This is a genomic window from Weissella ceti (assembly GCF_018394055.1).
Classification (GTDB): domain Bacteria; phylum Bacillota; class Bacilli; order Lactobacillales; family Lactobacillaceae; genus Weissella; species Weissella ceti.
Genome location: NZ_CP074441.1, coordinates 1234938 through 1260512 on the forward strand (window position 1 = coordinate 1234938; position 25575 = coordinate 1260512).

Sequence of the window (25575 nt, forward strand, 5' to 3'; positions counted from 1 at the left end):
GTTATCACTAATTTTACTAAATAAAGCTATGTAGACGCAAGCCTTTTCTAGGCTTCAACCGGGCTTTCTTCTTGCCATTCGTTAGCCCATTCATGGATTTCTTCCATCATGTGGCGCATCCCTTCACCCTTTTCAGTTAGTGAGTATTCAATCAAAGCTGAATCTTCATATGTCAAACGGTTGATAATTCCGGCCGCTTCTAATTCCTTTAGTCGTTCAACCAAGACACGGTCAGAGCACTTCTCGACCATCTTAGCTAGATCCTTGAAGCGCATGACACCATTGTTTAGCAATGATTTGATAATCAACCCGTTCCATTTGCGACCTAGTAGGTCAAATGTCGTAATAAACTTTGTACACAGTTTTTCGTTTACCACGGGATTCTTTGCATCAGTCATGTTACATCCTCCATCGATATTCATCGCATTTATGTATTTTAATTTAGTGTGAGCTTTTAAATTGTTAATAGCCTTTCACAATTTTAGACGTATTGCCTTTTAATTACTAGCATAAAATATCATTTTCGCGAAATTTTTATTTTTTTACTTATTTTAGTATAGCGCTTTTTAGACCAAATTGCACTTTTTCTTCTAAAAGTAATGTTTTTGTAATTAAAAAAACCAAAACAACACTTTAAATAAGTGGTATTTTGGTTGTTCAATATTACTTTACTAACTCATTGTAAACGTCATTATCCAATACAACATCAATTTCACCAATGTATTCCAATGGCGCTGCCTTCACGAAGGTATGCTTGAACACATAAAGTGGATCTGAAGTGCTTTCTTCTTCAATTCCACCCATGTCATATAACGCAATGTTTTCATCGAGCGCCCATTGAATCATCGCAGATTGAACAGCATATGGTGCGTAGTAAACATTCCCGTCCATTGAACCGGCGTACATATACCAAATCTTTTCACCGTATTTAAACGCAATTCCGGTAGACAACAATTCACCTTCACGCGTCGCCATAAAGATGCGCATTGTGTCATCATCGAATGCTGCTTGCATACGTTCGAAGTATTCCTTTGGACGGTATGAAATTTCATGACGCTTAGCCATTGTTTCATATGTGTTGTAGAAAGCTTCTAGTGCTTCTGCATCATTAGCCCAGGCGACTTCAACGCCATCACGGAATGGACGCTTCAACTTACTCTTCGTCTTTGATGGGTACAAGTCTAGCGTTTCCTTGGCATCAGGGAAATCACGTAGGTTAATCACCATGTTCAAACGGGGTTGAATCGTTGCGTGCATTCCTGCATCTGCAACGTTACGGTTACGAGTTGTGTAACCCGCTTCAATCAATGCAGCATTCAATTCATCTGAGTAGTCAATTTCTGGATCCATACGTAGCACATAGGCATCATCCAAAATTTGCTTTGCTTCAGTTACCAAGGCATTCAACACATCCAGGTTAAATCCACCTGCAATAACAGGTCCCTTTGATGCATAAGCAAACTTCTTCCCAGCTGGTGTATCAGTCAATAACATTGTCATTGCCCCTGTGATTTCACCAACTTCATTTTCGACGAAGACTTCGCGTGATTCCCAGTTATTCTTCACTTGTCCCCAAGCCAAATCTTGCGTCACACGCCCTTCAGGTGTTGATTGCATAAATGTTGTATAGCGCGTCATTTGTTCAGCGTTTTGACGATCTAAAATTGGCATTTTTGATATCCTCTTTCCTTACTAGTATATCGATTCTCTCTTTACCGTATTATAGCATATGCAACATGGCCTTTATGGCGTATAATTTAATTTATGGAAACTATTAAATCAGCTCAAAATAGCCGAGTGAAGACATGGCAAAAATTACAAACAAAGAAGGGTCGTCAAACGACTCAAACTTACCTACTAGATGGTTGGCACTTGGTGCAAGAAGCTATCGAAAATAACGGACGTCTACGCGCCCTTATTGGTACACCAGAACAATTGGCATTGCACGCAGATGCAATTCCTCATGGTGTTCCTGTTTTCGAAATCACAGCTGACATTGCAAAGAAGTTGTCAGACCTAGTTACACCACAAGGAATCTTCGCGGAAGTATCACTTCCAACAAGTAACCGTGACCCAAAGTACATCCACGATGGTGCTTGGTTGTTCCTTGATGGTATCCAAGATCCTGGTAACGTTGGAACAATGGTCCGTACTGCAGACGCTGCTGGATTTACTGGTGTGGTCTTCGGTGAAGGATCAGTTGATCCATACTCACCAAAGGCTATCCGCGCAATGCAAGGAAGCCAATTCCACCTAGAACTTGCTAGTGGAGACTTGGTTAACTGGACACGTACATTCCAAGACAACAACATGGATGTCTACGGAACAAAGTTGGATACAGATGCTGCTGACTTGTTCAGCATGACACCTGCTGAAAACTTCGCCCTAATCATGGGTAACGAAGGACAAGGTATGCAAGAAGACGTTGCTAACGCAACAACTCAAAACTTGTACATTCCACTGTCTGGACATGCTGAATCATTGAACGTCGGTGTCGCAGCCGGTGTTGCAATGTTCGCCTTAAAGTCTCGTTAATATTCATTTGTTAGGATGAAGTTATGGAGGTGTTTTATGCAAAATTGGCAACATGATCAAGCATATCGTGAGATCGTCGACGGACTGCTTGCAGAACCGTCGGTACAACACCTAAGTGATTATATTCAACATCACCATACCGACCGTCTAACTCATTCAATTAGCGTTTCTTATAGAAGTTATCGGATTGCTAAACGCCTACACTTAAATGCAACGGCTGTTGCGCGTGCAGGTATCTTACATGACCTCTTCTATTATGATTGGCGTGAAACTAAGTTCGAATCTGGAAATCATGCGTATATTCATCCCCGTATTGCGTTACGTAATGCGGAACGATTAACACCACTCTCTCCAATGGAACGAGATATTATTCTTAAACATATGTGGGGTGTGACTGCCGCGTTACCAAAGTATCGTGAAAGTCTGTTGGTTGATATCGTTGATGATTATGTCGCGGTTACTGAATTCTTTATTCCAACAAAACGTCGTGTTAAAAACATATTGTCTCATGTAAAAAACCATTAAACATTTGTTTAATGGTTTTTTTGTGCCTTAATTATGAATCTCTATTACCGAAAATACAGTTTGCAAAAACTTCCACAACATCAGGATTATTTACAACTGCAATGGCGATTTTCTCTTTTGCTCTACTTAAATTTACATATAGCCCTTCAATCGGATGATAATGATTTTGAACTTCATTAATATGGTGTAACTTGTATTTTCCTGATCCTCTTGTACCTGGTTCAGGTTCAATCCATTTATACTCATATCTCTCATCAATCATGATAGCTACTTTAGAGACGTCCTCGCCAATGACATCCGTCGTAACTAGAGATGTCGAACGTTCTTTTTCCTTCTGCCATTCAGGTACCTGTTCCAATACCGAATATCCATTTTCAGAACAAGTTGATAGCCATTGATTTGCATCATTCTTGTTTGTAAAATATCGAAACATTACGTCATTCGCAATAGTTTGATGAGTAACTCCTTTTTTATATGAATATGATAAATCTAAGAATTTGTTTACAAACGCGTTGATATTTTCATTTGATCTAACATTATCTGTCAAACTTAATTCATTTGCCCTTCCAGCTAATAAGCTTTTAACCCCACCACCAAAATCCTTTTTACTTAAGGATTGTTTAACATCATAAAAAACCACTGTTTTCTGTACTTCATTATTACTGGCTAGACGGATTGCTTTATCAAGTTGAGGTCTAACATTATCAAATGATCGTTGGGCTTCATCAATAAGAATCACATCGAAATCTTCTAAAGACAGCTGTGCAAATTCTTTTGCCCCTACAATAGTAAGATTCGGTATTTTTTTCTCTAAGTCAAAATGCCCCTGACGTTTTCTTCCAGTAAACGAATAGAGTTTTCTAGCCCTGGGGAGTTTTAATATAATATCAAAAGCTACCATGGTTTTCCCAGATCCTCCCGCCCCTTCGATTGAAAACGCGTTACTGATCAAATTTGCATTCATAACTTTTTTAACAACATTATTCTGATCTTCCGTTAACCAATACTCGTGGTTTAAAAATTTGTCAGTATTCGTTACCGGAGAGATAATAAAATCAGATGGATTAATGTTTAGAATTTCATTATTTAACGCAGTAGTTCCCAACGATTGAAAAATTTTACACACTTCATTTATTGAAATTTCCTCTAAATTTTTTTCAGTTTTAGAATACTTCCAATACTTAATGCCATATTCACTCACATACATCGCAACATGACATAAATATCTACCTTTCTGCATCGTACATAATAGTCTTTCTTGTCTTTGAAATTTTTCTAACACAGATATTTTGATCTCCTCTTCAGGTTTAATACCAATAGTATTATCTTTAAAATCAAAATTTAGTATTTTCTTTTCATTATTAAAGAACATGTCAAATTCATCATTAATAGGTGCCGGAGGCTTTATTCCAAAATAAAAACTGGTTTCAGAATCGTTAAATCCATGTGACACTAGTTCCCTTATTAATTCGCTTAAATTTTTTAGTTCTTGCTCTTTTAATATGAACGAGTGTGACTTAAGTGCATTCTTTAATACATCTAATTTTTCTGGTGATGCATTGAACGTGTTTTTTAAATCATTAAACGCTATTGGTTGTCCTAAGCTCACAGCTTTCTCCTTTTTAAAAATCTAGTGCTAACTGTTTTGCTGGTCTCTCCCAATCATCAGATATAAAAAATTTCCAACAATCTGGTGAAATCAAATATACATCGCTTTTTGAACGAGTCAGCGCAACATACAATTTATTTCTAGTAGAAATCGATAATTCCTTACTGGCATCTACCAATAATTTATCATATGTTGTTGGGGTTAAAATAATTGCAACATTTTCAAATGTACTCCCTTTGGAAATCGTCCAATTGTACGTTTTATTTCTGTACTTTTCGGGTACAATTGTTTTTCTATCAAATATCAAAATACTCTCTACTTTTTCAAGAACATCGTCTGCAAAGTCATCTATGAAATGTACATAACCACTATTTTTTTTATTTGACGTAATGTTTATTCCTAATTTTTCTTTTACAAATTCAGCAACATTTTCTGTAATTCTTTTGCTGTCTAAAAATAACTCGCCATCAACTTGAATATTAAAGGGTTCAGTTTCAAACTGTTTTTTGATGAAAAAGACATCACTTGAATAATCATTTTTATAGGGGGTTACTGTTGTCGATGTCGTTGTCACCAATGATTGATATACATCTCCGACATAAACAATGTCCATTTTACTTTTTTGGATAAGTTCCCTCAAAAATGAAAAGTCATAATTTGTAAAGTCTTGAAATTCATCAACAATAATTACATCAAAATATTTTCTTAGACGTTGTAACCCTTTTTCAAATACGAACTTATTGTCTAGTATTAATCTGCTTACTCGGTTCCCGTATATTTGTCCATTACTATTTGTCCAAAAATCGATATTTTGCTTCTTCGCAAATCTTTTTTCACCAATTTCTTGTTCACTTACCCAACTTATTCCATTTGATAAATTAATATTCTCAGTAAAACAACTATTAATGTCATTAATATAGGGTCTAATAAAATTGTTTATCAGCATCGAGTGATATGTTTGAATATAAACATTCTCACTCTTGTGTGATGAATCCTGAACAAGAAAGGTAATATTCTTTATATTTTCATTTGTAAATGTTGTATATAAAATTCGCTTTCCAATAAATTCATTAGATTGTGTAACGTATCTCGTTTTTCCAGCACCAGCTTTTGCTAATATTATTTTTTTAGTTGTCATTCAATAACCAACTTAGTCCATTTTCAATATAACTAGGCATAACCAATGATCCATCTGTAAATCTATCCACCATATCTAATGCTATTATCGTCTTATTATCTAGCATGTAATTCAATTCACTGTTTACAGTTCTAGTACTAAAAGGCGTCTTTTCAATTCTTTGTTTATTCCGCTCATATACGGCAGCTTCAAAAGTCCATTCAGTCTCCAAATCTTCACCTAGAAAAATCCTTACATCTTCATTTTTTTCATTGTTATTCTTCGCCTGTTGTAATCGCTTCTCGTCTCGATCGTTATCTGTAAAAATAACTACCCGAGCATTTGTTATTCTTGCTAATTCATAAAAGGCATCGTAATATCTCCCTTTATACGAAATCACTTCTACAGAATCAGCTAAAGCTGGATTAGCAATCTTTAATAAGGTTTCCATCACAATATATTCAGCCGTTCCCTCAACTAACACAATATATTTTGCACTCAACAAATTCAGAAAATTCAAATTATCTAAGCGTTCAAAAAAACTTGTTGTTTTTTGAGTCAATTTAGAGAATGTTTGAATAGTTGGCTTATTATTTTTGATCCACAAAACGTTTTTAATCCCCATCCTGCTTATAATTTGAGGATTATGCGTGGTAACAATTAATTGTGATTCATTTATATTTTTTTTGATATTTGTAATTTGTTGTTTAGTATTATTTGTAGATAAATGATTTTCTGGTTCTTCAATCAAAATCAATCGCGTATCTTCTGACTCTAACGCGAGTTTCGTTTTTATAAGATTTTCTTGTCCACTACCTAAATGCCTTATAGATACTTGATTATTTACATTTATCACATCTAAAATTGACTCTAGACTGGTTGTATTTGGATTGATTTTTAATTCGTACTCCTCAATATTTTCAGAGTGTATTTGAGAAATTGATTGTCTGTACGAAGATTGCATTTTTTGTTTTTTTGAGTCAGTTAATCCATTGAATAATTGTTTTGCGAATATATTGAATGGATCGCCTATCCAATTACTGTTATCAATAGTTATTGTTTTTAATGGGTCTTGTCTCATTAAATATGCAACACCTGAAAATGTTCTCCAGGTTGCTTGATACAAGTCAAACGGTAACGTAAACACACCTAAATCCGATTGATTTAACGTCCATTCCATATATTGTTCTTTGAAATCTTCATTGAATTTATATTCAAAAATCACACCACTCGATCCCAGATTCCAATTTTTCATGGATTGTGGATAATTTTCTCCATCAAAAACACTATTTTTAGGCACCTTTTCTAACTCAAATTCTATCACTAATTTAATTGATGGTAATTTTGTATAATCGTGTCTATTTTTTGTGTCGTTTTCAAACGACCTTACAAGATCAGCATTCAACAAATTAGCGTATGTATTGTCTGTTGACGAATTAATATTGTGGTATTTCCCTTTAAGTACAATAGAAATCGCTTGTAACACACTTGATTTCCCAGAGTCATTGTCTCCAATTAAGATAGAAATGTCCTTATTAAAATTAATTTCCGTATGTTCCTTATATTTCTTAAATCCCTCTAGATGTAGTTTAGAAATAGTATTCATACATTCCCTCTTTTTTAAAATAATTAATAATTAGATAAACACGTTTAATAATTATAATCATACACCTATGGTGATTTTTTTCAAATTTTAGACAATAAAAAAAGCGACTAGCCTAAGCTAGTCGCTCTAGTTATGTCCCCTCAGGGGCTCGAACCCTGGACCCAAGGATTAAAAGTCCTCTGCTCTACCAACTGAGCTAAGGAGACATCGAAAGTTAATAAATAACTTACTTGATATATTATACAGTGTTTAAGGCAAAAATAAAGTGTTTTTCATTTTGAATATGCCATAAAAGAGAAATAGACCAACCTCAATTGAGATTGGTCTATTTTTTATCAACTTTATTCAGGATTTTCAGTCGCTAACTTCCAACGCAAGTAGGCATCGATGAATGGATCTAATTCTCCGTCCATCACAGCTTGTGGATTTCCGTATTCAAAGTTCATACGGTGGTCCTTAACCATGCGGTATGGTTGGAAAACATATGAACGAATTTGTGATCCCCATCCATTTTCCATTTGATCACCCGCAATTTGTGCACGTTCAGCTTCTTTCTTGTCCATTTCCACTTGATATAACTTGGCACGCAACATGTTGTAAGCTGTGTCCTTGTTTTGGAATTGTGAACGTTGTTGTTGTGAAGCAACAACGATTCCAGTCGGCATGTGCGTCAAACGAACAGCTGATGACGTCTTGTTAATGTGCTGTCCCCCAGCACCAGAAGCACGATAAACGTCCATCTTAACGTCAGCTGGATTAATATCCACTTCCACAGAATCATCTAGTTCTGGCATCACATCAATTGAAACGAATGACGTGTGTCGACGACCAGCTGAGTCAAATGGTGAGATACGAACAAAACGGTGCACACCACGTTCTGAACGTAGGTATCCATATGCATTGTGTCCAATAATCTTGATAGTAGCAGAATCAATTCCAGCCACATCACCTGGGTGATAGTCCATTAATTCAACCTTGAATCCATGACGTTCAGCCCAACGTGTGTACATACGTTGTAGGTTCGCTCCCCAATCGGCTGATTCAGTCCCACCAGATCCTGGGTGAATTTCTAGAATCGCATTACTCTTGTCGTAAGGTTCATTCAACAATTGACTCAAACGGTAAGCATCTAGATTGCTTTGCAGTTCTTCTAGTGCTTCTTCCATTTCAGCTTGCATGTCTTCATCTGGTAATTCGCTCAACAATTCCAAGGCCGTTGAGACTTCTTCAACACCTTCTGTTAGCTTTAGATAGTTATCTCGACGTTCTTTTAGACTGTTGTTATCATCAATCACAGCTTGTGCAGTTTCATGATTATTCCAAAAGTCTGGGAAACTCATTTCATTTTCATTGGCCGCAATGGCATCGTTCAATGCATCCAAGTCCAATGTCTTCCCAAAATTTTCAACATCTGTTGTAATTTCTAGTAATTGATTGCGTGCTTCGGCAATTTCCATACTGACAACCTCACATTTCGTAGGCATTCGCCCGTCTCTATATCTTTTAATCATAGGCGAGATAAGTACCCTTGTCAATTCAATCCATGACAGTAAAAAAGCACCGCTGCAAGCAGCGATGCTTTTATTTATATCAATTAGCTACGGATGTTTTGACGAATTTCTGACTTCAACACTAGACGTGTTGCATCGTACTCAATTTGAGCAATCATTTCTTCAAACATACGGAACCCTTCGTTTTGGTATTCAATCAAAGGATTCAATTGACCGTATCCACGTAGTTGAATTGAATCACGTAGTTGGTTCATATTTTCCATGTGATCAGTCCAGTAACTATCAACAACACGCAAGATAACAACTTGTGTGAATTGTAGCAATTGTTGATCATCATCTAGCAATTCGCGCTTTGATTCGTAGTTCGCCTTGGCACGGCTGTACAATTCATCCTTAATTTCTTGGACAGACTTGTTACGCAAATCAGCAACGTTAATGCTATCTTCTGGCACCAAGACACTCTTGGCAAATTCTGTTAGAGATGTCAAATTCCATTCGCTTTCACGTCCCAATGTGTTGTTATCAACAACATGATCGATTGTACGTTCAATCATTGGCAAGATAACATTTTCTAGACTACCTTCCGCATCAATCACTTGGTTACGGTTGTCGTAGAATGTTGTACGTTGTTGTGACATAACATCATCGTATTGCAAAACATTCTTACGTGAGTCGTAGTTGTTACCTTCAACACGCTTTTGTGCTGATTCAACTGAGCGTGTGATCAAACCATTACGGATAACAGCATCTTCATCTTCAAGATTCAAAGAATCCATCATGTTCTTGATACGTTCTCCACCGAAACGAATCATCAAATCGTCTTGTAGTGACAAGAAGAATTGTGAGTAACCAGCGTCACCTTGACGACCGGCACGTCCACGCAATTGGTTGTCAATACGACGTGATTCGTGACGTTCTGTTCCAATAACAGCCAATCCACCAAGTTCAACCACACCAGGGCCAAGCTTGATGTCAGTTCCACGACCAGCCATGTTAGTGGCGATAGTAACGGCACCCTTTTGACCAGCGTTGGCGATGATTTCCGCTTCACGCGCGTGGTTCTTAGCGTTCAACACATTGTGTGCAATGCCACGTTGGTCCAACATGTGTGACAACAATTCTGAACTTTCAACGGCAACAGTACCAATCAAGATTGGTTGTCCAGTTGCGTGCAAACGTTCTACTAATTCGATAACCGCGTTAAACTTTTGTTCCAATGATGGGTACAAAAGATCTGGTTCGTCGATACGTTGGATTGGCACGTTCGTTGGAATTGTTGTGACTTCCATGTTGTAAATTTCACGGAATTCTTCGGCTTCAGTTTGCGCTGTACCGGTCATTCCTGACAACTTCTTGTAGCGACGGAACAAGTTTTGGTAAGTAATTGAGGCCATTGAACGGTTGTCTTCTTGGATATCAACCTTTTCCTTAGCTTCCAAAGCTTGGTGCAGTCCGTCAGAGAAACGACGACCTTCTTGAATACGTCCTGAGAACGCATCAACCAAGACAACTTCACCTTCACGCACAACATAATCCTTGTTGTTAGCCATTGTGTAGTTAGCACGCAAAGCTTGGTCGATGTGGTGAGTCAATGCAGTATTATCTGCATCGTAGATATTTTCTAGCGTGAAGTATTCTTCAGCACGCTTGATTCCTTCTTCAGTCAATAGTACTGACTTAGTTTCATGATCAACCGTGTAATCTGTACCTTCAACCAATGTCTTAACGAAACGGTCCGCACGAATGTACAATTGCATGTTAACTTGCGCAGGTGCACCAGAGATAATCAATGGTGTACGCGCTTCGTCAATCAAGATTGAGTCTGTTTCATCGACTAGGGCGAAGTTCAAGGCACGTTGTACACGATCTTCCTTACGGGTCACCATGTTGTCACGTAGGTAGTCAAATCCGATTTCTGAATTTGTTGCGTACGTAATATCGGCGGCGTAAGCTTCACGCTTTTCCATTGCAGTCATGTCAGCTGAGTTAATCCCAACAGTCAATCCCAACCACTTGTACAGTTCTCCCATTTCTTCCCCGTCACGACGTGACAAGTATTCATTAACTGTAACAACGTGAACACCTTCTCCAGTAAGCGCGTTCAAGTAAACGGCCATTGTGGCTGTCAATGTCTTACCTTCACCAGTACGCATTTCAGCGATGTTTCCACCATGCAACACTGTTGATCCCATGATTTGCACACGGAATGGGTAAAGTCCCAATACACGACGAGCTGCCTCACGAACAACTGCAAATGCTTCTGGCAAGATGTCATCTAATGTCTTACCATCTGCTAATTGTTGCTTGAAGTAAGGTGTCTTTGCTTGCAAGTCTTCATCAGACAATGTTGCCATTTGGTCTGCGTATGCTTCAACTTGATCTGCTGTTTTTCCCAAACGGCGCAGAGTACCGCGATCACTTTCAATAATCTTTCGTAATGGATTTGCCATTTTGCACTTCCTTTTTCAACACCCAATTTGGGCTTAGTTATAGATAGTATTATTTTACCACAATTCGTTTTCTAGGAACACTTTCAAAGGCAGATGAATTCCTGATAGACACATCCCACCCAGAATAATGTTCATATGTTTATCGTAGCGACTAAGTCTTAAATTCCAATAAAAAAAGTGACCTTATAATTATCATTTACAAGGTCACTTCTATTATTTTAATTTACTTGTTGCTCTTACAAAAAGTCGCGAACGTTCTTCAAAGTTTGTTCACGGCCCAACAATTCAAGCAATTCACCCAAGTTAGGTCCTTGTTCTTGACGTGTTGAAGCAATACGAAGTGGGTTCCACAATGCACGAGCACGGATACCTGTTTCGTTTTGGATTTCGCGAATAGCACCCATGATTGCGTGTGCAGTAAACAAAGGCAAAGCTTCTAGCTTGTCTACAAATGTTTGCAATAGCATTGGTACTTCTTCAGCAGCCATCCATTCCTTTTCTGATTCTGTGATTTTTGATGCGGCTGGCATCTTGAAGAACACAGGTTCAACCAAAGGTACAATTTGTGATGTGTATGAAACACCATCCATGTAGACGTTCATTACTGAACGCAACCATTGCATTGATTCGGCAGTCAATTCCTTAGGATCGACCAATTCAGAAGCAACCAATTGTTGCATCATCTTGTCAAAGACCATGTTTTGGTCTGCAGTCTTAATCCATTGGTTGTTAATCCATTCAAGCTTCTTGTTGTCGAACTTAGCTGGTGACTTTGACAAACGCGCTTCGTCAAACATCTTTACCAATTGTGACTTAGTAAAGATTTCCTTTTCACCAACTGGTGACCAACCAAGAAGAACGATGAAGTTCAACATCGCTTCTGGCAAGTATCCCAATTCACGGTATTGTTCGATGAATTGTAGGATTGTTTCGTCACGCTTTGACAACTTCTTTCCAGTTTCAGCGTTGATGATCAATGTCATGTGCCCAAAGATTGGTGCTTCCCAGTCAAAGGCTTCGTAAATCATCAATTGCTTTGGTGTGTTTGACACGTGATCATCCCCACGCAAAACGTGTGAGATTTCCATCATGTGGTCGTCCACAACAACGGCAAAGTTGTAAGTTGGCATTCCATCGGCCTTTTGAATAACCCAGTCTCCACCAATTGTGTTGGCGTTGATTTCAACGTTACCCTTAACCATGTCATCCCATGCGTAAACCTTTTCAGGTACACGGAAACGTACAACGTAAGGCAATCCAGCTGCTTCAGCTTCTGCTTGTGCAGCTTCGATTTCAGCATCTGACATTCCTTCGTATTCGTATACGTAGTGAGGTGCTTCCTTCGCTTCGATTTGTGCTTCACGTTCAGCTTCTAGTTCTTCAGAAGTCTTGAATGACTTGTAAGCCAAACCACGGTCTAGCAAATCTTGAACCAATGGTTGGTAGATTGATAGACGTTCTGATTGACGGTATGGTCCGTATTCTCCTGGATTAGCTGGTGATTCGTCCCAGTCTAGCCCCAACCATGCCAAGTTGTCCAATTGTGAACGTTCACCTTCCGCAATGTTACGTGCTTGGTCAGTATCTTCGATACGGATAACAAATTCACCCTTGTTGTGGCGAGCAAATAGCCAGTTGAACAAGGCTGTACGGGCGTTACCAATGTGTAGGTGCCCAGTTGGTGATGGTGCGTATCGAACACGAATCTTCTTTTCTGTTTGTTCAGTCATGATTGACCCTCTCTTTTAATAAATCTGTACCTTTAAATATACATGTGTCAGGGCTATGTTTCAAGTTATCAATCTAGTCCTAAACGCAATGCATCAGCTAATGTTTTAACGCCAACAACCTCAATACCACCGACCTTATCCTTGGCTGTTAGACCTGACATCGGCACGAAAACACGCTTGAAGCCCAATGTCTGTGCTTCAACGATTCGGTCATGCAAACGTGGCACACGACGAATTTCTCCCGTCAGTCCAATTTCACCGACAAAGGCATCGCCTGGACGCGTCCCCTTATCGCGGTAACTAGATGCAATCGCCATAGCAATCGCAAGGTCAATCGCTGGTTCATCCAGTCGAACTCCACCCGCTGCACGGACATATGCATCTTGGTTTTGTAGTAATAAGTTGGCGCGCTTTTCAAGTACCGCCATTAATACTGATACACGATTGCGGTCAATACCCGCAGCCGTACGTTGTGCATTTCCAAATACCGTCGGTGTCACCAATGCCTGTAATTCAACAAGCACAGGACGTGTTCCTTCTAAAGCAACGACCACGGCAGATCCACTAGCATCTTCCAAACGTTCTTCTAGGAACATTTGTGAAGGATTCGCAACTTCCGCTAATCCTTCATGTTCCATTTCAAAGACACCTAATTCATTGGTTGAGCCAAAACGATTTTTAACTGCACGTAATAGACGGAAACTACGTTGGTTGTCACCTTCAAAATACAAAACGGTATCAACCATGTGTTCCAAAATCTTTGGTCCCGCAATGTTACCTTCTTTGGTCACGTGCCCCACGATGAAGATTGTCACACCATTAGTCTTTGCAATCTGCAACAATTCCGCAGTTGTTTCACGAATTTGTGCCACTGAACCAACACTTGATTGTACGTCGGGTTCTTGCATCGTTTGAATTGAATCAATAACGACCAAATCCGGCTTTAATTCATCAATCGCTTTACGAATTTGACTCATGTCAGTTTCGGGATATAGGTAGAAGTCCGCATCACCTTGAACACCAAGACGCTCGGCACGTAACTTGATTTGTGACGCACTTTCTTCACCAGAAACGTACAGTACTTTTTGGCCAGCATTAGCCAATGAACCAGAAACTTGTAGCAACAATGTTGACTTACCAATCCCTGGATCACCACCAATCAAGACTAGTGAACCTGGTACGATTCCACCACCTAAGACACGATCAAATTCATTTGAATTAGACGTGACACGTAGTGTTTCTTCTATATTAATATCTGCTAGCTTTTCGAACTTCGCAATTTCACCTGCCAAATTAACACGTGACTTACGATCTGCCTTTTCAGGTTGTTGAACTTCTTCGACCAATGTGCCCCATGCCCCACAGCTTGGACAACGTCCCATGTAACGTTGTGATACTGCGCCACAGTTTGAACACACGAATTGCGTTTTAACTTTAGCCATTTATGCCTCGCTTCTTACGCTTGGCCGGAACTCCCAAAGCCTCCGACACGCGCATCTTTCTTATCATTCATATCATCATCAGTGACCAAGAATGGCATGAAAATACCTTGTGCGATACGTTCACCCTTCTTAACATGTACATCCAAAATACCAAAGTTTGTCATTTGAATGAAAATTTCACCTTCGTTCTTTGGATTGTCAACGTAATCCGCATCAATAACGCCAACCCCGTTTGGCACTAGCAAACGACGCTTCAATGGGTTTGATGAACGGTTCGCAATCATCAAGAATTCATTTTCAGGCATGTAGGCCTTAATTCCTGTTGGAATCAATACTGGCTTCAACGCACTTTGCGCTTGATCAGCTTCAGTAGCCAGTAGGCTACGCTTTTGACGAAGCAACTTGATAGCGTGCATCAAAGGGCTCTTCCAAATTGAAGGGACCACAAAGTCTTCAGCTGCTTCAAAGTCATATCCTGCAGCTTGTTGTGTTGCACGAACTGGTAAGTTCAAGTTCGCATCCTTGTACTTTGTAACGATTGCAAATTTACGTGTCATTATGTTCTCCACCTTATTGTCTTAAGTAATACTCTCTATTATACATGAAAATGAGAAGTCCGAATTATCTTCGTCCGCCTCATTTTAGATCATTATTTCACTTCTAATGCTTGATAGTCTGGCGTTTTGGCAAACACCTTTTTCGCAAATGAGCAAGTAGGCTTTAATTGGACATGTTGTGCTCGTGCTAAACGAACAACTTCCGCCAACAATTGATTCGCAATTCCTTGACCACGTAAGCTTTCATCCACAAATGTATGATCAATATCCCAAATTGTTCCTTCGTCGTTAGCTGGGAAAGTAATCTTAGCTTTCACTTCACCATCAACACTGTAAGAAATCATACCCTCTTCATATTGAAAATTCATTTTAAATACCTCGTGGCATAATCGTTCCAACAAAATCAGGTAACCACGTGTCTGCCAATGTCTTTATTGCAACTTCCCCCGCTAATAAATCAACCGTTAGATAGCGAGACCCACCAATGTAAACTCCCGCATTAATAACTAAATCGCCTGACTTCCAGTACATCACATCCTTAGGCATAATGTCTTGTAGTTCAATCAAAGTCAACGCGTTTAATTGATCCTCCAATTTACTTGGAAAACCACGCCCCATTGATTGGTTGTACACATATTGAATTAAACCAGCCACATCAAATCCTGTTTTAGGTTGATTACCTTGCATCTTATACGGTAGTCCTTCAACTTCTGAGGCTACTTCTAAAAGATTACGGCTACTACGTGCAATAATTAACTTCATTAATTCTTGTTCAATATAGTTCGAATTTCCACCACGTTGAATTTGTGATGACAAAATTTGTAAATGTTCTTCTCCGGTTGGTGCGATGAACGTAATCTTACTATCAATGTTCCCATAGTCATCCATATGGATGGCAACACCTGGTTCAATACTAAATGGCATATGCTACTCCTTCAAAAGGTTTAAGTGTAAAAAAAGAAGGGTCCGCACGAGACGGAACCCTTCATTTCATTTATAAACTTAAGATTAACGGATGAATGTTACTCCGGCAGTTGAGATAGTACGTGTGTTGTATGCCTTACCAGCGTAGTTACCTTCTGAGATAGTCATCATTCCACCGTTTACTGATTCAACGTAAGCAACGTGACCAAGGGGTCCGGCACCTTGTTGTCCAGCAGCGAATACGGCTACTGATCCAGCAGTTGCAGTTCCGCTGATTGTACGTCCAGCAGCTGCGGCTGAGCTAACCCATTGGTTGGCGTTTCCCCAGAAGCTACCAACGAATGATGCACGGTCGTATACGTATGCAGTACATTGACCAGCCATGTAGGCGTTTCCTGAACGTCCTGTAACAGGAGCTGAAACTTCCTTAGTTGCAGCAGGTGTTTCGATAGTCTTGTTTTCAGCGGCTACAGAAACGTTTGTGTTAACTTCAGTTTCAACTGGAGCTTCAACAGTTACAGGTGCAGCAGCTACTTCAGCAGGTGCTTGTTCTGCTTGCTTAACTTCAACTTCTTCCTTAACTTCAGCAACAACTTCCTTTTGTTCGTCAGTCAAAGTCAAGTCCTTAGCAGCCTTACCAGTGATAACTAGCTTGTCTCCTGCCCAGATCTTGTTAGCGTCCTTGATGTTGTTTGATGAAACCAAGTCTTCAACAGTTGCATCGTATTCAATAGCAAGTTGTGACAAAGTGTCACCTGACTTGATAGTGATCTTTGAGTCAGCTGATCCCATTGCTGATGATCCAGCCATCAATACAGCCGCACCCGCAGTAGCCAACAACATGTTCTTTACAGTAGTATTCATAAGATTTAAATCTCCCAGTGATTTTTGTTTATTTGCTTGTTTTTTTAATTTGTTTTAATTTCTAACTTAAATTACAAGACTTAGTATATGCATTGGGTTTTTCAGGAACATACCATAATCATGAACATTCATTTACGCTTATTTTACAGGAATGTTTCAAAGAACTTTTGATATTTAAACAAAAATCCGCTCTAAATACTGATACATCAACGTTCCTACTTATTTTGAACGTTTTTATAGCTCATTTATCTTCTATAAATAAGAGTTTATATGACATATTATATTTCTTCATAATTAAAAAAAGGCCACCAATGCGGTGGCCTTTTCCTATTTCAAATGAATTACTCAGTTAAATCATGTGCTTCTTTGGCAATTTCATCTAACTCAGCAGCTTTTTCAGCTTCTTTCTTGTCTTGCTTCATTTCTTTTGTTGCTTCCTTTTCCTTATTAGGATCAGTTTCTGCAACAATCACGATTTCGTCATCACGTACTTCTGCACGCAAGTCCTTTACTTGTGGATTATCTAGATAGAAGTCGGCAATTTGATCTTCTAGTTGATCTTGGATTACACGACGTAGTGGACGTGCACCCATAGCTGGGTCGTAACCTAAGTCAACCAACTTTTGCTTTGTTTGATCTGTAATATCGATGTGTAGCCCCTTCAATGCAATTGCATGGTTCATACCATCCAACATAAGGTCTACAATGCTTAGCAAGTCTTCCTTACTCAAAGCACTAAATTCAACAATCGCATCAAAACGGTTCAAGAATTCAGGCTTAAAGTATGGTGCTAATCGTGTCATCAAATCAGTCTTCTCTTCATCTGTGTTATCAAAGCCAGCTTGCCCGGCATTTGATGTCATGATAATGATCGTGTCCTTAAATGAGACAACATGCCCTTGTGCGTCAGTCAAACGACCATCGTCCAAGATTTGTAGGAACATATTCATTACATCTGGGTGAGCCTTTTCAACCTCATCCAAAAGGATTAATGAGTATGGGTGGCGACGAACAGCTTCAGTCAATTGACCGGCCTCTTCGTAACCAACATATCCAGCTGGTGCCCCAATCAACTTAGAAACAGAATGCTTTTCCATGTACTCTGACATGTCGAAACGAATCATGTTTTCGTCAGTTCCAAACAATTCCTTAGCTAATTGCTTAGCTGTTTCAGTCTTACCAACTCCAGTAGGTCCAGCAAATAGGAAGCTTCCAATTGGACGACCAGACTTGTTGAAGCCGACACGGTTACGACGAATTGCGCGTGCAACACGTTCAGTTGCTTCATCTTGTCCAATAACATGTGCTGCTAAATCCTTATCCAAGTTCTTCAATTGAGCTTGTTCAGATTCAGCTAATTCACCAACCGGAATACCAGTCTTTTGTTCCACGACCTTTTCAATGTCACGCTTTGTAACAGTCAAAGCTGCATCAGTTTGGCGCTTTTGACTATTCAATGACTCTAATTGAAGTGTCAATTGGTTAACTTGATCCTTCCAGTGAGTTGCCTGTTCGAAGTCTTCAGCGTTTACGGCTTCAATCTTCTTGTTATCGGCAATTTGAATTTGCTTTTCAATTTCCTTAGGATCACCGACCTTCACAGCTAAGTTCTTAACTGATCCAGCTTCGTCCATCAAATCAATCGCCTTGTCTGGCAAATAACGATCAGTAATGTAACGGTTTGATAGATCTACCGCAGCTTCCAATGCGCCATCTGAATACTTTACCTTGTGATAATCAGCATAGCGTGGAGCCAAGCCCTTCAAAATCATCGTGGCTTCTTCAGTAGTGGGTTCGTTAACCATTACTGGTTGGAAACGACGAGCAATCGCACCATCCTTTTCAATTTGACGGTATTCATTCAAAGTCGTTGCTCCTAGCAATTGAAAATCACCACGAGCCAAAGCTGGCTTCAAAATGTTTCCGGCATCCATAGAACCTTCGCCAGTTCCACCAGCACCCATAATTTCGTGAATTTCATCAATAAATAGGATTACGTCTTGGCGTTGTGAAACTTCATCCATCAACTTTTGCATACGCTCTTCAAACTCTCCACGTACACCAGTTCCTTGAACAAGTGAGACAACGTCCAAACGAATAACTTCCTTATTTTGTAGCTTAGCTGGTACCTTAGCGCTAACGATGGCTTGTGACAAACCTTCGACAACCGCTGTCTTACCAACACCAGGTTCACCAATTAATACTGGGTTGTTCTTACTACGACGATTCAAAATTTCAATCGTACGTTGAATTTCATCGTCACGGCCAATCACGGGATCAAAGTTTCCACGACGAGCTTCCTCGGTCATGTTAATTCCATATTGGTCTAGTAGTCCTTGTTCTTGTTGCGGAACCTGTTGTTGGCTTCGCATTTGTTGTTGTCGCATTTGTTGTTGCTGAGGTTGTTGACGAGACATGCGTTGTTGACGCGCAAGGTCATCATTCATCATTCGAAAAATATCGTCAAAATCTGAGAATCCAAAATTGTCTTGTGCCATAGTAACATCCTCCATATTCAATTTTAATATTTATTACTTTAACTATTTTTGTTTGGAGTTATCTCTACTAACTCCATGTCTATATATTAGCACTCACTATATGTAAGTTCAAGTGTTTTTAGAAACCTTTTTAACAAAACCGTAACAAAAATGAAATAAAAAACACAAAAAAACCTTTAACCATGCTTGATTAAAGGGTTTTAACCTACTTAAAGGTTTATAAATTCAGTTTTAACTAATCATTCATAGCCACAACATGTTTACCATATTGTCCATTATTAGCTGTTTGTGCTAGTGCATCTGCGATATTTTCAACTGTTAGTCCGTTAAATACATGACCAACATACGGTGTCAAAACTTGTTCTGCACTTAATTGAGCCGCAATTTGTAATGCCTTTCCTTGTTCTGCCATCTTCTCTTCTATAGAAGCTTTGGCAAACATGAATTCCCAATCAATCGATACAGCCTTGTTTTTTACCAATCCAATATCAACAGGTTCAGCGGGTGCCACAATCATGCCAATATGTCCAAATGGTTCAATAATTTCAGCTACGCGTGCAAAGTGACGCGTTGGTTCATGTAAAACAGCAATATATGAGATATTGGTCCAACCAGCATTTTGAATACTTTCTGCGTAATCTTCATAGTGATCAACCACTAAATCAGCACCATTATCACGTACCATCTCCTGGCTTGCTAAACTTGAAGCTGTCGCAATCACTTGCATCCCCATCCATTTAGCTAATTGTGTCATCACACGCCCAACTGCGCCTGATCCATTCACGATTAATAATGTTTCACCTGCGGCACCACCTGGTGAAAACATTAGTCCAAACTTATCAGTCAGCAGCTCATAGGCTGTTAAAAAAGTTAGTGGCATAGTTGCGGCTTCTTCATCTGTTAGATTTTGTGGTGCTAACGCGATTAATTCTTCACGCACAATTTGCTTTTGCGCAAAACTACCATCACGTGTGACATCGCCACTATAGAAGACGCGATCCCCCGGTTGAAATGCTTGTACCTCGTCCCCAACGGAAATAACAATTCCCACAGCGTCGTAACCTAAGATTTTCCCCACTTCCGCAACTTCACGTTGCTTCATATCTACTGGGTTAACGCCGGCTGCCTTAACGTTAATTAGGACATCATGTGTGCCTAATTCTACTAACTCATATTCATTCTCAACTAATTGACCATCTTCGGTTGTGCGAATGGCCATATTCATATATCCCATGTGTGATTTCTCCCTTTTTTCGTAACAATGATTTATATGTATTCTACCAAACAATCTCCCCATATTAATTTACAATTCTTAAAACCAGACAAACGCCGTTTTTCAAATGTTTTAAATAAACGAATTTATTTGCTATATTTCAAAATTAATCCTTTCTTTTTTTTTCGACAGGTGTACAATATGGTTATCAAATACTTAGATTATCTAATGACAAGGAGTACTGAAATATGTCTGATACACAACAATACGGGGCTGACTTAATTGTCGACAGCCTAAACAACCACGGCGTTGATTTGATTTTTGGAATCCCCGGTGCAAAGATCGACCGTCTATTCGAACGACTAGAACACCCTGAAGAAGGCGCTGTTTCTCCGGAACTAGTTGTTGTTCGTCACGAACAAAACGCAGCCTTCATGGCACAAGGATTTGCACGTATCACACGTAAGCCAGGGGCCATGATTGCAACTTCAGGACCTGGTGTTGGTAACCTTGTTACTGGATTGATGACAGCTACTGCTGAAGGTGACCCTGTCTTGGCAATTGGTGGACAAGTACCACGTAAGGACCTTTACCGTCTAACACACCAAAGCACAGACTCTGTATCTATCTTTAAGCCAGTTACAAACTACTCTGTGGAAGTTCAAGACCCTGAAAACATTTCAGAAATCTTGTCTAATGCATTCGTTGCTGCTACTGGGCCAAAGCCCGGAGCTGCTTTCGTTTCTATTCCACAGGACGTCGATGACGCTGTTATCACAGCTAAGCCATTGCCAGTTGCAAACGCACCAAAGATGGGTGCTGCTCACTCAACTGATATTGCTTGGCTTGTAGAACAAGTGAAGAACGCTAAGTTGCCAGTTATCTTGGTTGGACAACGTGGATCAGACGACGACACTGTTGCATCACTACGTGCCTTGTTAGAACAAACAAACTTGCCTGTTGTTGAAACATTCCAAGGAGCTGGAGTTATCTCTCGCGAATTAGAACCTTCAACATTCTACGGACGTATTGGTTTGTTCCACAACCAACCTGGTGATCAATTGTTGGCTGAATCTGACTTGGTTATTACAGTTGGTTACGATGCGATTGAATACGAACCACGTAACTGGAACGCAAACAACGACTTAAACATCGTAACAATCGATACTGCATTCGCCCAAATTGATAACCACTATGTACCTGAACGTCAATTGATTGGTTCAATTGCAGATACTTTGGATGCATTGAAGGATGGTATCAAGGGTTACAAGCTAGAAGATGCTGCTTTGGCGACATTGGCTAAGACTAAGGAACGTATGCATGAATTGGACAACCAATCATACACACCTGCTGAAGCACACCTTAACCACCCATTGAACGTTGTTAAGGCTCTACAAGCACGTGTAACAGATGACATGACTGTTGCTAGTGACATTGGGTCTCACTACATCTGGATGGCACGTCACTTCAAGTCATTCGTTCCTCGTCACTTCTTGATCTCAAACGGTATGCAAACACTTGGTGTTGGACTACCATGGGCTATGGTCGCAGCAATGGTTCGTCCAAATGCAAAGGCTATCTCTGTTTCTGGTGACGGTGGATTCTTCTTCTCAGGACAAGAATTGGCCACAGCAGTTGAAATGAAGTTGAACACAGTTAGCCTTGTTTGGAATGACAACCACCGTTACGACATGGTTAAGTTCCAAGAAGAAAAGAAGTACGAAGGAAAGTCAGCCGGAATCCAACTTGCCCCTATCGACATCGTTAAGTTTGCCGAATCAATGGGTGCCAAGGGATTGCGTGTTGAATCACCTGATCAATTGGATGCTGTATTGGACGAAGCCTTCGCTACTGAAGGACCAGTTGTCATCGACATTCCTGTTGACTACTCACACAACCACGAATTAGCACAACTTGTTGCACAAGAAGGCTAAAACAATCATTAGCCGCCTTCGGGTGGCTTTTTTTGGAGGTAAATAATTATGACAGTTCTTTATCAACACAGCACATTAGGGGCTCTTATGGCGCGCCAAATGGCTGGAACCACAACAGCACACGATCTTCTAACACACGGTGATACTGGTATCGGTACACTACACGGCGTTAATGGTGAAGTTATTATTCTTGATGGTCAAATGTATCATGCCCAAGAAGACGGTTCTGTTCATCATGTCACGGATACTGAAAACACAACATTGCCATTCGCAACAGTTCATTTTTCAGAATCAGGACAAGCACTTAGCCTACCGTCTGCGGACTTCAATAGTCTGGCTACTTTAGCTGATGAATTCCACTTCCATAATAACTTTGCATCAATTCGCTTACATGGTGACTTTAGCCACGTCTTAGTGCGCATCGCACCTAAGTCAGAAGCACCTTACCCTAGCTTGGCAACGGTCGCAGCTAACCAACCGACTTTTACTGCTGAAAACATCAGTGGAACAATCGTTGGTTACTATTCACCTGAACTATATCAAGGGGCTGTTGCTGCTGGTTGGCATTTACATTTCTTAAGCGATGATCAAACCTTTGGTGGTCATTTACTAGCGATTGAAGGTACGAACTTAACAGGTAAATTGGAAGAATTTTCTGATTTTCAATTACACCTACCAATTGATAACGCTGATTTCAAAAATCACACACTTGAATTAGATGGCTTAAATGAAGGCATTGCAGCTGCTGAAGGACATTAATTCATATCATGAATAAACAATAAACCCCGTATCTAATACTTAGATACGGGGTTTTACTTTGGCATTGATCATTAGGCTTTAATCAATAAATCTATTAAACTGTTCAATTTCTAACTTTGAATATTCATTTAAATCTGATTTTAAAAAGCGTTCTCTAAGCCACACCAAATCAGCATTTTTAATCAACTTTAATTTATCGCTTAGTTCGTCACTAAGGATAGATCCTGCTTCAATTTGATTAAGCGTTCGGACGGGAATACCTGAAAATTCTGAAAACCCACGTTTTGAGAGCCCTAATGTCTGTCGTAATTCTATAACTTCTTCTGATGTCACCAGTTCATGACTCTGATTATAGATTGCAAATAGCTTCAAGTTATTTTCATTTTCCACAACATGATCAAATACTTCTTCACCATTTTCTATAACAATACGGACATTTCCATTAATCGTTATCTCATGTCCCTTTACTGAACTCACAATAACCTTTTCAATGATTGTTGTTTCAGTTTCTTCAATTAATTTATCAGTTGATTCAACATAATATTTCATTTACTCACCTCCATATAATATACAGCTTCATGAAAGGAAATAATCCATCCAAGTTCGTCGCGTAGTTGTAATTTAATATAGACCTGCTTCTCAACAAACGTTGTTGCAAACACCCATACAAAACATGCTACATGATTATGGTCTGGATCTGGACCTTTAATATAGTCTTTCGATGTTAGGCTACAGATTGTTTCTTCTACTGCACCAACCGATAGTCCCCATTCACGGATAAAATCTAAATTCTTTTTTCGTGGAGATAAGTAATATTCATGACTTCGTATTTTATTCCTAAACTCTTTTAAAAACAAACTAATCTGAAATTCAGTCGCGTCATTGTACATAATTCCTCACCCCCTTCGTCAACTTTATCAAGCGACATTCTTTTAAACCAATCTTGTTTTTTTGCTAAATCAAAAATAATTCACACTACATCGATTAGGAATTCCCCTCATTTTCTAACAGAGCGATATATCCACTCCAAAATAAAAAGGCCCAAACTAACATTCCGTTATTAGTTTGGGCCTTTTTCGTTTTTATCTATTAATATAGTAAGAAGTTGTTTTATTGCACAAAAAAAGCACTGCCAGAAGCAGTGCTAAATTGACTGGGTATACTGGATTCGAACCAGTGAATAACGGCACCAGAAGCCGTCGCCTTACCGCTTGGCCAATACCCAAAAATCAACTTCATTATCATACTATAAACCTAACATGATAATCAAGCTGATTAGACAACTAACTAGTAGTCACCATCAAGTTGACGAGCACGTGCACGCGTCTTTGAAACAACCTTTTCATCAAAGTGACGAATAAATTCCAAAATCGCTTGTGCTTTGTCTTCACCGAATACTTCTACCCAACCATCAAAACGATTTGTTACACGTTCAGTAACAATTTGTTCAATTTCGACCCCTAAGTCTGTTAGGTGTAGCAACATGCGACGACGATCGTTCTCATCAGCCTCTTGATAAATGTAGCCCTTCTTCAACAACATTTTAATTTGTCGTGAAACAGCAGCTCGTGTTACGTGGCGATCTTCCACGATATCTGTCAACGTAATCCCATCTTTTTCAGCAATCCCATGCATGATTAGGTATTGTTCAAATGACAATCCATATTCATCCGCAGGCTCTGAAATGACCTCATCCAGGTATTTCAGCGTTGATAGATAAGCATCAATATACTCACTTATGTAATTCCATGTTTTCCCCCTAAATGCGATGCATCAATGCCCCTATCTTACACGAATACCTACATATTGTCAGCCAAAATCCCAAATATAGGTAAAGACCTTACCTATTCTTAGCGAACGATCATAACTGATACAGGTGCGTTGTTAGCGACATAACTTGATTGTGAACCAAAGTATGTTGTACGCCCAACATTAGAATGTGATCCGATAACCACGAAGTCGATGTTGTATTGTGGGACAACGTCCTTAACAATCACTTGTCCGGGTTCTCCTTCAGCTAGAATCAATTGTACGTCCTTTACGCCTGCGTCCTTAGCAACCTTCTCATAACGTGCTAGGGCGTGTTCTACGTCCGCGTAAGCAGCATTTGTCTTATCCTTAGACATTGCGTCAAACACACTCAAATCATCACGTTCAAAGACTGAAACAATTGATAACTTTGCTTCATCTTCTAATGATTGATGAATCGCATTCATCAATGCTAATTGTCCCAATTCTGACTCATCTACTGCGGCTAATACGTTCTTAAATTGCTTCCCTGGCTTCATGTGTATTTCCTCC

Annotated in this window: 23 protein-coding genes and 2 tRNA genes; 4 read left to right on the plus strand and 21 right to left on the minus strand. The window is 39.4% G+C overall.

Annotated features, from left to right (window positions below; all coding sequences use genetic code 11):
* Positions 1-47: 47 nt before the first annotated feature.
* Together KHQ31_RS06420 and femX are read right to left on the minus strand one after the other, a co-directional pair.
* Complete coding sequence (locus tag KHQ31_RS06420; RefSeq protein WP_213408768.1) at positions 48-398, minus strand: winged helix-turn-helix transcriptional regulator; 351 nt, start codon at positions 396-398, stop codon at positions 48-50.
* A gap of 265 nt (positions 399-663) precedes the next feature.
* On the minus strand, positions 664-1671 hold the full coding sequence (femX, locus tag KHQ31_RS06425) for a UDP-N-acetylmuramoylpentapeptide-lysine N(6)-alanyltransferase (RefSeq protein ID WP_213408769.1): 1008 nt from the start codon (positions 1669-1671) through the stop codon (positions 664-666).
* A 93-nt stretch (positions 1672-1764) separates the two neighbouring features.
* On the opposite strand from femX, the gene KHQ31_RS06430 reads away from it, so the two are divergent.
* On the plus strand, positions 1765-2535 hold the full coding sequence (locus KHQ31_RS06430) for a TrmH family RNA methyltransferase (protein WP_213408770.1): 771 nt from the start codon (positions 1765-1767) through the stop codon (positions 2533-2535).
* A gap of 36 nt (positions 2536-2571) precedes the next feature.
* A complete protein-coding gene (locus KHQ31_RS06435; protein WP_213408771.1) occupies positions 2572-3060 on the plus strand; it encodes an HD domain-containing protein in 489 nt (162 codons plus the stop codon).
* Positions 3061-3091: 31 nt separating this feature from the next.
* On the opposite strand, the gene KHQ31_RS06440 is transcribed toward KHQ31_RS06435, so the two are convergent.
* The 14 genes from KHQ31_RS06440 to KHQ31_RS06505 form a co-directional block, all read right to left on the minus strand.
* Positions 3092-4669 carry a DNA/RNA helicase domain-containing protein gene (locus KHQ31_RS06440; RefSeq protein WP_213408772.1) on the minus strand — a complete coding sequence of 526 codons (1578 nt, stop codon included), beginning with the start codon at positions 4667-4669 and terminating at the stop codon, positions 3092-3094.
* Positions 4670-4682: 13 nt separating this feature from the next.
* Positions 4683-5807, minus strand: a complete 1125-nt coding sequence (locus tag KHQ31_RS06445; protein ID WP_213408773.1) for a UvrD-helicase domain-containing protein — start codon at positions 5805-5807, stop codon at positions 4683-4685.
* On the minus strand, positions 5797-7392 hold the full coding sequence (locus tag KHQ31_RS06450; RefSeq protein WP_213408774.1) for an ATP-dependent nuclease: 1596 nt from the start codon (positions 7390-7392) through the stop codon (positions 5797-5799). Before KHQ31_RS06450 ends, KHQ31_RS06445 begins: the two co-directional genes overlap by 11 nt.
* 133 nt (positions 7393-7525) lie before the next feature.
* A tRNA-Lys gene (locus KHQ31_RS06455) sits at positions 7526-7598 on the minus strand.
* Positions 7599-7733: 135 nt separating this feature from the next.
* On the minus strand, positions 7734-8849 hold the full coding sequence (gene prfB, locus KHQ31_RS06460) for a peptide chain release factor 2 (RefSeq protein ID WP_213408775.1): 1116 nt from the start codon (positions 8847-8849) through the stop codon (positions 7734-7736).
* Between the two features lie 137 nt (positions 8850-8986).
* A complete protein-coding gene (gene secA, locus KHQ31_RS06465; RefSeq protein WP_213408776.1) occupies positions 8987-11353 on the minus strand; it encodes a preprotein translocase subunit SecA in 2367 nt (788 codons plus the stop codon).
* A gap of 236 nt (positions 11354-11589) precedes the next feature.
* The gene (gene gltX / locus KHQ31_RS06470) at positions 11590-13083 is read right to left on the minus strand and encodes a glutamate--tRNA ligase (RefSeq protein ID WP_213408777.1); all 1494 of its coding nucleotides are present in this window, start codon (positions 13081-13083) and stop codon (positions 11590-11592) included.
* 68 nt (positions 13084-13151) lie between these two features.
* Positions 13152-14525 carry a DNA repair protein RadA gene (radA, locus tag KHQ31_RS06475; RefSeq protein ID WP_213408778.1) on the minus strand — a complete coding sequence of 458 codons (1374 nt, stop codon included), beginning with the start codon at positions 14523-14525 and terminating at the stop codon, positions 13152-13154.
* Between the two features lie 14 nt (positions 14526-14539).
* A complete protein-coding gene (locus tag KHQ31_RS06480; protein WP_213408779.1) occupies positions 14540-15082 on the minus strand; it encodes a dCTP deaminase/dUTPase family protein in 543 nt (180 codons plus the stop codon).
* A 92-nt stretch (positions 15083-15174) separates the two neighbouring features.
* A complete protein-coding gene (locus KHQ31_RS06485) occupies positions 15175-15450 on the minus strand; it encodes a GNAT family N-acetyltransferase (protein WP_213408780.1) in 276 nt (91 codons plus the stop codon).
* Position 15451: 1 nt separating this feature from the next.
* Positions 15452-16006 (minus strand): NlpC/P60 family protein, encoded by a 555-nt coding sequence (locus KHQ31_RS06490; RefSeq protein ID WP_213408781.1) that lies wholly within the window; start codon positions 16004-16006, stop codon positions 15452-15454.
* 84 nt (positions 16007-16090) lie between these two features.
* Complete coding sequence (locus KHQ31_RS06495; protein ID WP_213408782.1) at positions 16091-16870, minus strand: COG3942 and LysM peptidoglycan-binding domain-containing protein; 780 nt, start codon at positions 16868-16870, stop codon at positions 16091-16093.
* Between the two features lie 341 nt (positions 16871-17211).
* Positions 17212-19368, minus strand: a complete 2157-nt coding sequence (locus KHQ31_RS06500; protein ID WP_213408783.1) for an ATP-dependent Clp protease ATP-binding subunit — start codon at positions 19366-19368, stop codon at positions 17212-17214.
* A gap of 235 nt (positions 19369-19603) precedes the next feature.
* Positions 19604-20602, minus strand: coding sequence for an alcohol dehydrogenase catalytic domain-containing protein (locus KHQ31_RS06505; protein WP_264336121.1), 999 nt, complete (start codon positions 20600-20602; stop codon positions 19604-19606).
* Between the two features lie 227 nt (positions 20603-20829).
* Here KHQ31_RS06505 and alsS point away from each other — a divergent pair, with 227 nt between their 5' ends.
* Together alsS and budA are read left to right on the plus strand one after the other, a co-directional pair.
* Entirely contained in the window at positions 20830-22515 is a 1686-nt protein-coding gene (gene alsS / locus KHQ31_RS06510) for an acetolactate synthase AlsS (RefSeq protein ID WP_213408784.1), read from the plus strand.
* A 48-nt stretch (positions 22516-22563) separates the two neighbouring features.
* On the plus strand, positions 22564-23274 hold the full coding sequence (budA, locus tag KHQ31_RS06515; protein ID WP_213408785.1) for an acetolactate decarboxylase: 711 nt from the start codon (positions 22564-22566) through the stop codon (positions 23272-23274).
* A 78-nt stretch (positions 23275-23352) separates the two neighbouring features.
* On the opposite strand, the gene KHQ31_RS06520 is transcribed toward budA, so the two are convergent.
* The 5 genes from KHQ31_RS06520 to KHQ31_RS06540 all read right to left on the minus strand — a co-directional run bounded on the left by KHQ31_RS06520 (position 23353) and on the right by KHQ31_RS06540 (position 25562).
* A complete protein-coding gene (locus tag KHQ31_RS06520) occupies positions 23353-23823 on the minus strand; it encodes a hypothetical protein (RefSeq protein WP_213408786.1) in 471 nt (156 codons plus the stop codon).
* Positions 23820-24164 carry a type II toxin-antitoxin system MqsR family toxin gene (locus KHQ31_RS06525; protein ID WP_213408787.1) on the minus strand — a complete coding sequence of 115 codons (345 nt, stop codon included), beginning with the start codon at positions 24162-24164 and terminating at the stop codon, positions 23820-23822. The genes KHQ31_RS06520 and KHQ31_RS06525 overlap by 4 nt, the downstream gene beginning before the upstream one ends.
* A 263-nt stretch (positions 24165-24427) precedes the next feature.
* Positions 24428-24499: transfer RNA gene (locus KHQ31_RS06530), tRNA-Gln, on the minus strand.
* A gap of 62 nt (positions 24500-24561) precedes the next feature.
* Positions 24562-25014: a MarR family winged helix-turn-helix transcriptional regulator gene (locus tag KHQ31_RS06535; protein ID WP_405196837.1), complete on the minus strand. Its 453-nt coding sequence runs from the start codon at positions 25012-25014 to the stop codon at positions 24562-24564.
* Between the two features lie 110 nt (positions 25015-25124).
* Positions 25125-25562, minus strand: coding sequence for a universal stress protein (locus tag KHQ31_RS06540; RefSeq protein WP_213408788.1), 438 nt, complete (start codon positions 25560-25562; stop codon positions 25125-25127).
* Between the last annotated feature and the right edge of the window lie 13 nt (positions 25563-25575).

What these genes read in the sequence shown, in the direction of transcription:
- KHQ31_RS06435 (WP_213408771.1), top strand. Translation starts at nt 2,572, where the DNA reads ATGCAAAATTGGCAACATGATCAAGCATATCGTGAGATCGTCGACGGA.
- KHQ31_RS06500 (WP_213408783.1), bottom strand. Translation starts at nt 19,368, where the DNA reads ATGGCACAAGACAATTTTGGATTCTCAGATTTTGACGATATTTTTCGA.
- femX (WP_213408769.1), bottom strand. Translation starts at nt 1,671, where the DNA reads ATGCCAATTTTAGATCGTCAAAACGCTGAACAAATGACGCGCTATACA.
- prfB (WP_213408775.1), bottom strand. Translation starts at nt 8,849, where the DNA reads ATGGAAATTGCCGAAGCACGCAATCAATTACTAGAAATTACAACAGAT.
- radA (WP_213408778.1), bottom strand. Translation starts at nt 14,525, where the DNA reads ATGGCTAAAGTTAAAACGCAATTCGTGTGTTCAAACTGTGGCGCAGTA.
- budA (WP_213408785.1), top strand. Translation starts at nt 22,564, where the DNA reads ATGACAGTTCTTTATCAACACAGCACATTAGGGGCTCTTATGGCGCGC.
- KHQ31_RS06520 (WP_213408786.1), bottom strand. Translation starts at nt 23,823, where the DNA reads ATGAAATATTATGTTGAATCAACTGATAAATTAATTGAAGAAACTGAA.
- alsS (WP_213408784.1), top strand. Translation starts at nt 20,830, where the DNA reads ATGTCTGATACACAACAATACGGGGCTGACTTAATTGTCGACAGCCTA.
- KHQ31_RS06420 (WP_213408768.1), bottom strand. Translation starts at nt 398, where the DNA reads ATGACTGATGCAAAGAATCCCGTGGTAAACGAAAAACTGTGTACAAAG.
- KHQ31_RS06485 (WP_213408780.1), bottom strand. Translation starts at nt 15,450, where the DNA reads ATGAATTTTCAATATGAAGAGGGTATGATTTCTTACAGTGTTGATGGT.
- KHQ31_RS06540 (WP_213408788.1), bottom strand. Translation starts at nt 25,562, where the DNA reads ATGAAGCCAGGGAAGCAATTTAAGAACGTATTAGCCGCAGTAGATGAG.
- KHQ31_RS06490 (WP_213408781.1), bottom strand. Translation starts at nt 16,006, where the DNA reads ATGCCATTTAGTATTGAACCAGGTGTTGCCATCCATATGGATGACTAT.
- KHQ31_RS06495 (WP_213408782.1), bottom strand. Translation starts at nt 16,870, where the DNA reads ATGAATACTACTGTAAAGAACATGTTGTTGGCTACTGCGGGTGCGGCT.
- KHQ31_RS06525 (WP_213408787.1), bottom strand. Translation starts at nt 24,164, where the DNA reads ATGTACAATGACGCGACTGAATTTCAGATTAGTTTGTTTTTAAAAGAG.
- KHQ31_RS06430 (WP_213408770.1), top strand. Translation starts at nt 1,765, where the DNA reads ATGGAAACTATTAAATCAGCTCAAAATAGCCGAGTGAAGACATGGCAA.
- KHQ31_RS06480 (WP_213408779.1), bottom strand. Translation starts at nt 15,082, where the DNA reads ATGACACGTAAATTTGCAATCGTTACAAAGTACAAGGATGCGAACTTG.
- secA (WP_213408776.1), bottom strand. Translation starts at nt 11,353, where the DNA reads ATGGCAAATCCATTACGAAAGATTATTGAAAGTGATCGCGGTACTCTG.
- KHQ31_RS06450 (WP_213408774.1), bottom strand. Translation starts at nt 7,392, where the DNA reads ATGAATACTATTTCTAAACTACATCTAGAGGGATTTAAGAAATATAAG.
- KHQ31_RS06505 (WP_264336121.1), bottom strand. Translation starts at nt 20,602, where the DNA reads ATGGGATATATGAATATGGCCATTCGCACAACCGAAGATGGTCAATTA.
- KHQ31_RS06445 (WP_213408773.1), bottom strand. Translation starts at nt 5,807, where the DNA reads ATGACAACTAAAAAAATAATATTAGCAAAAGCTGGTGCTGGAAAAACG.
- gltX (WP_213408777.1), bottom strand. Translation starts at nt 13,083, where the DNA reads ATGACTGAACAAACAGAAAAGAAGATTCGTGTTCGATACGCACCATCA.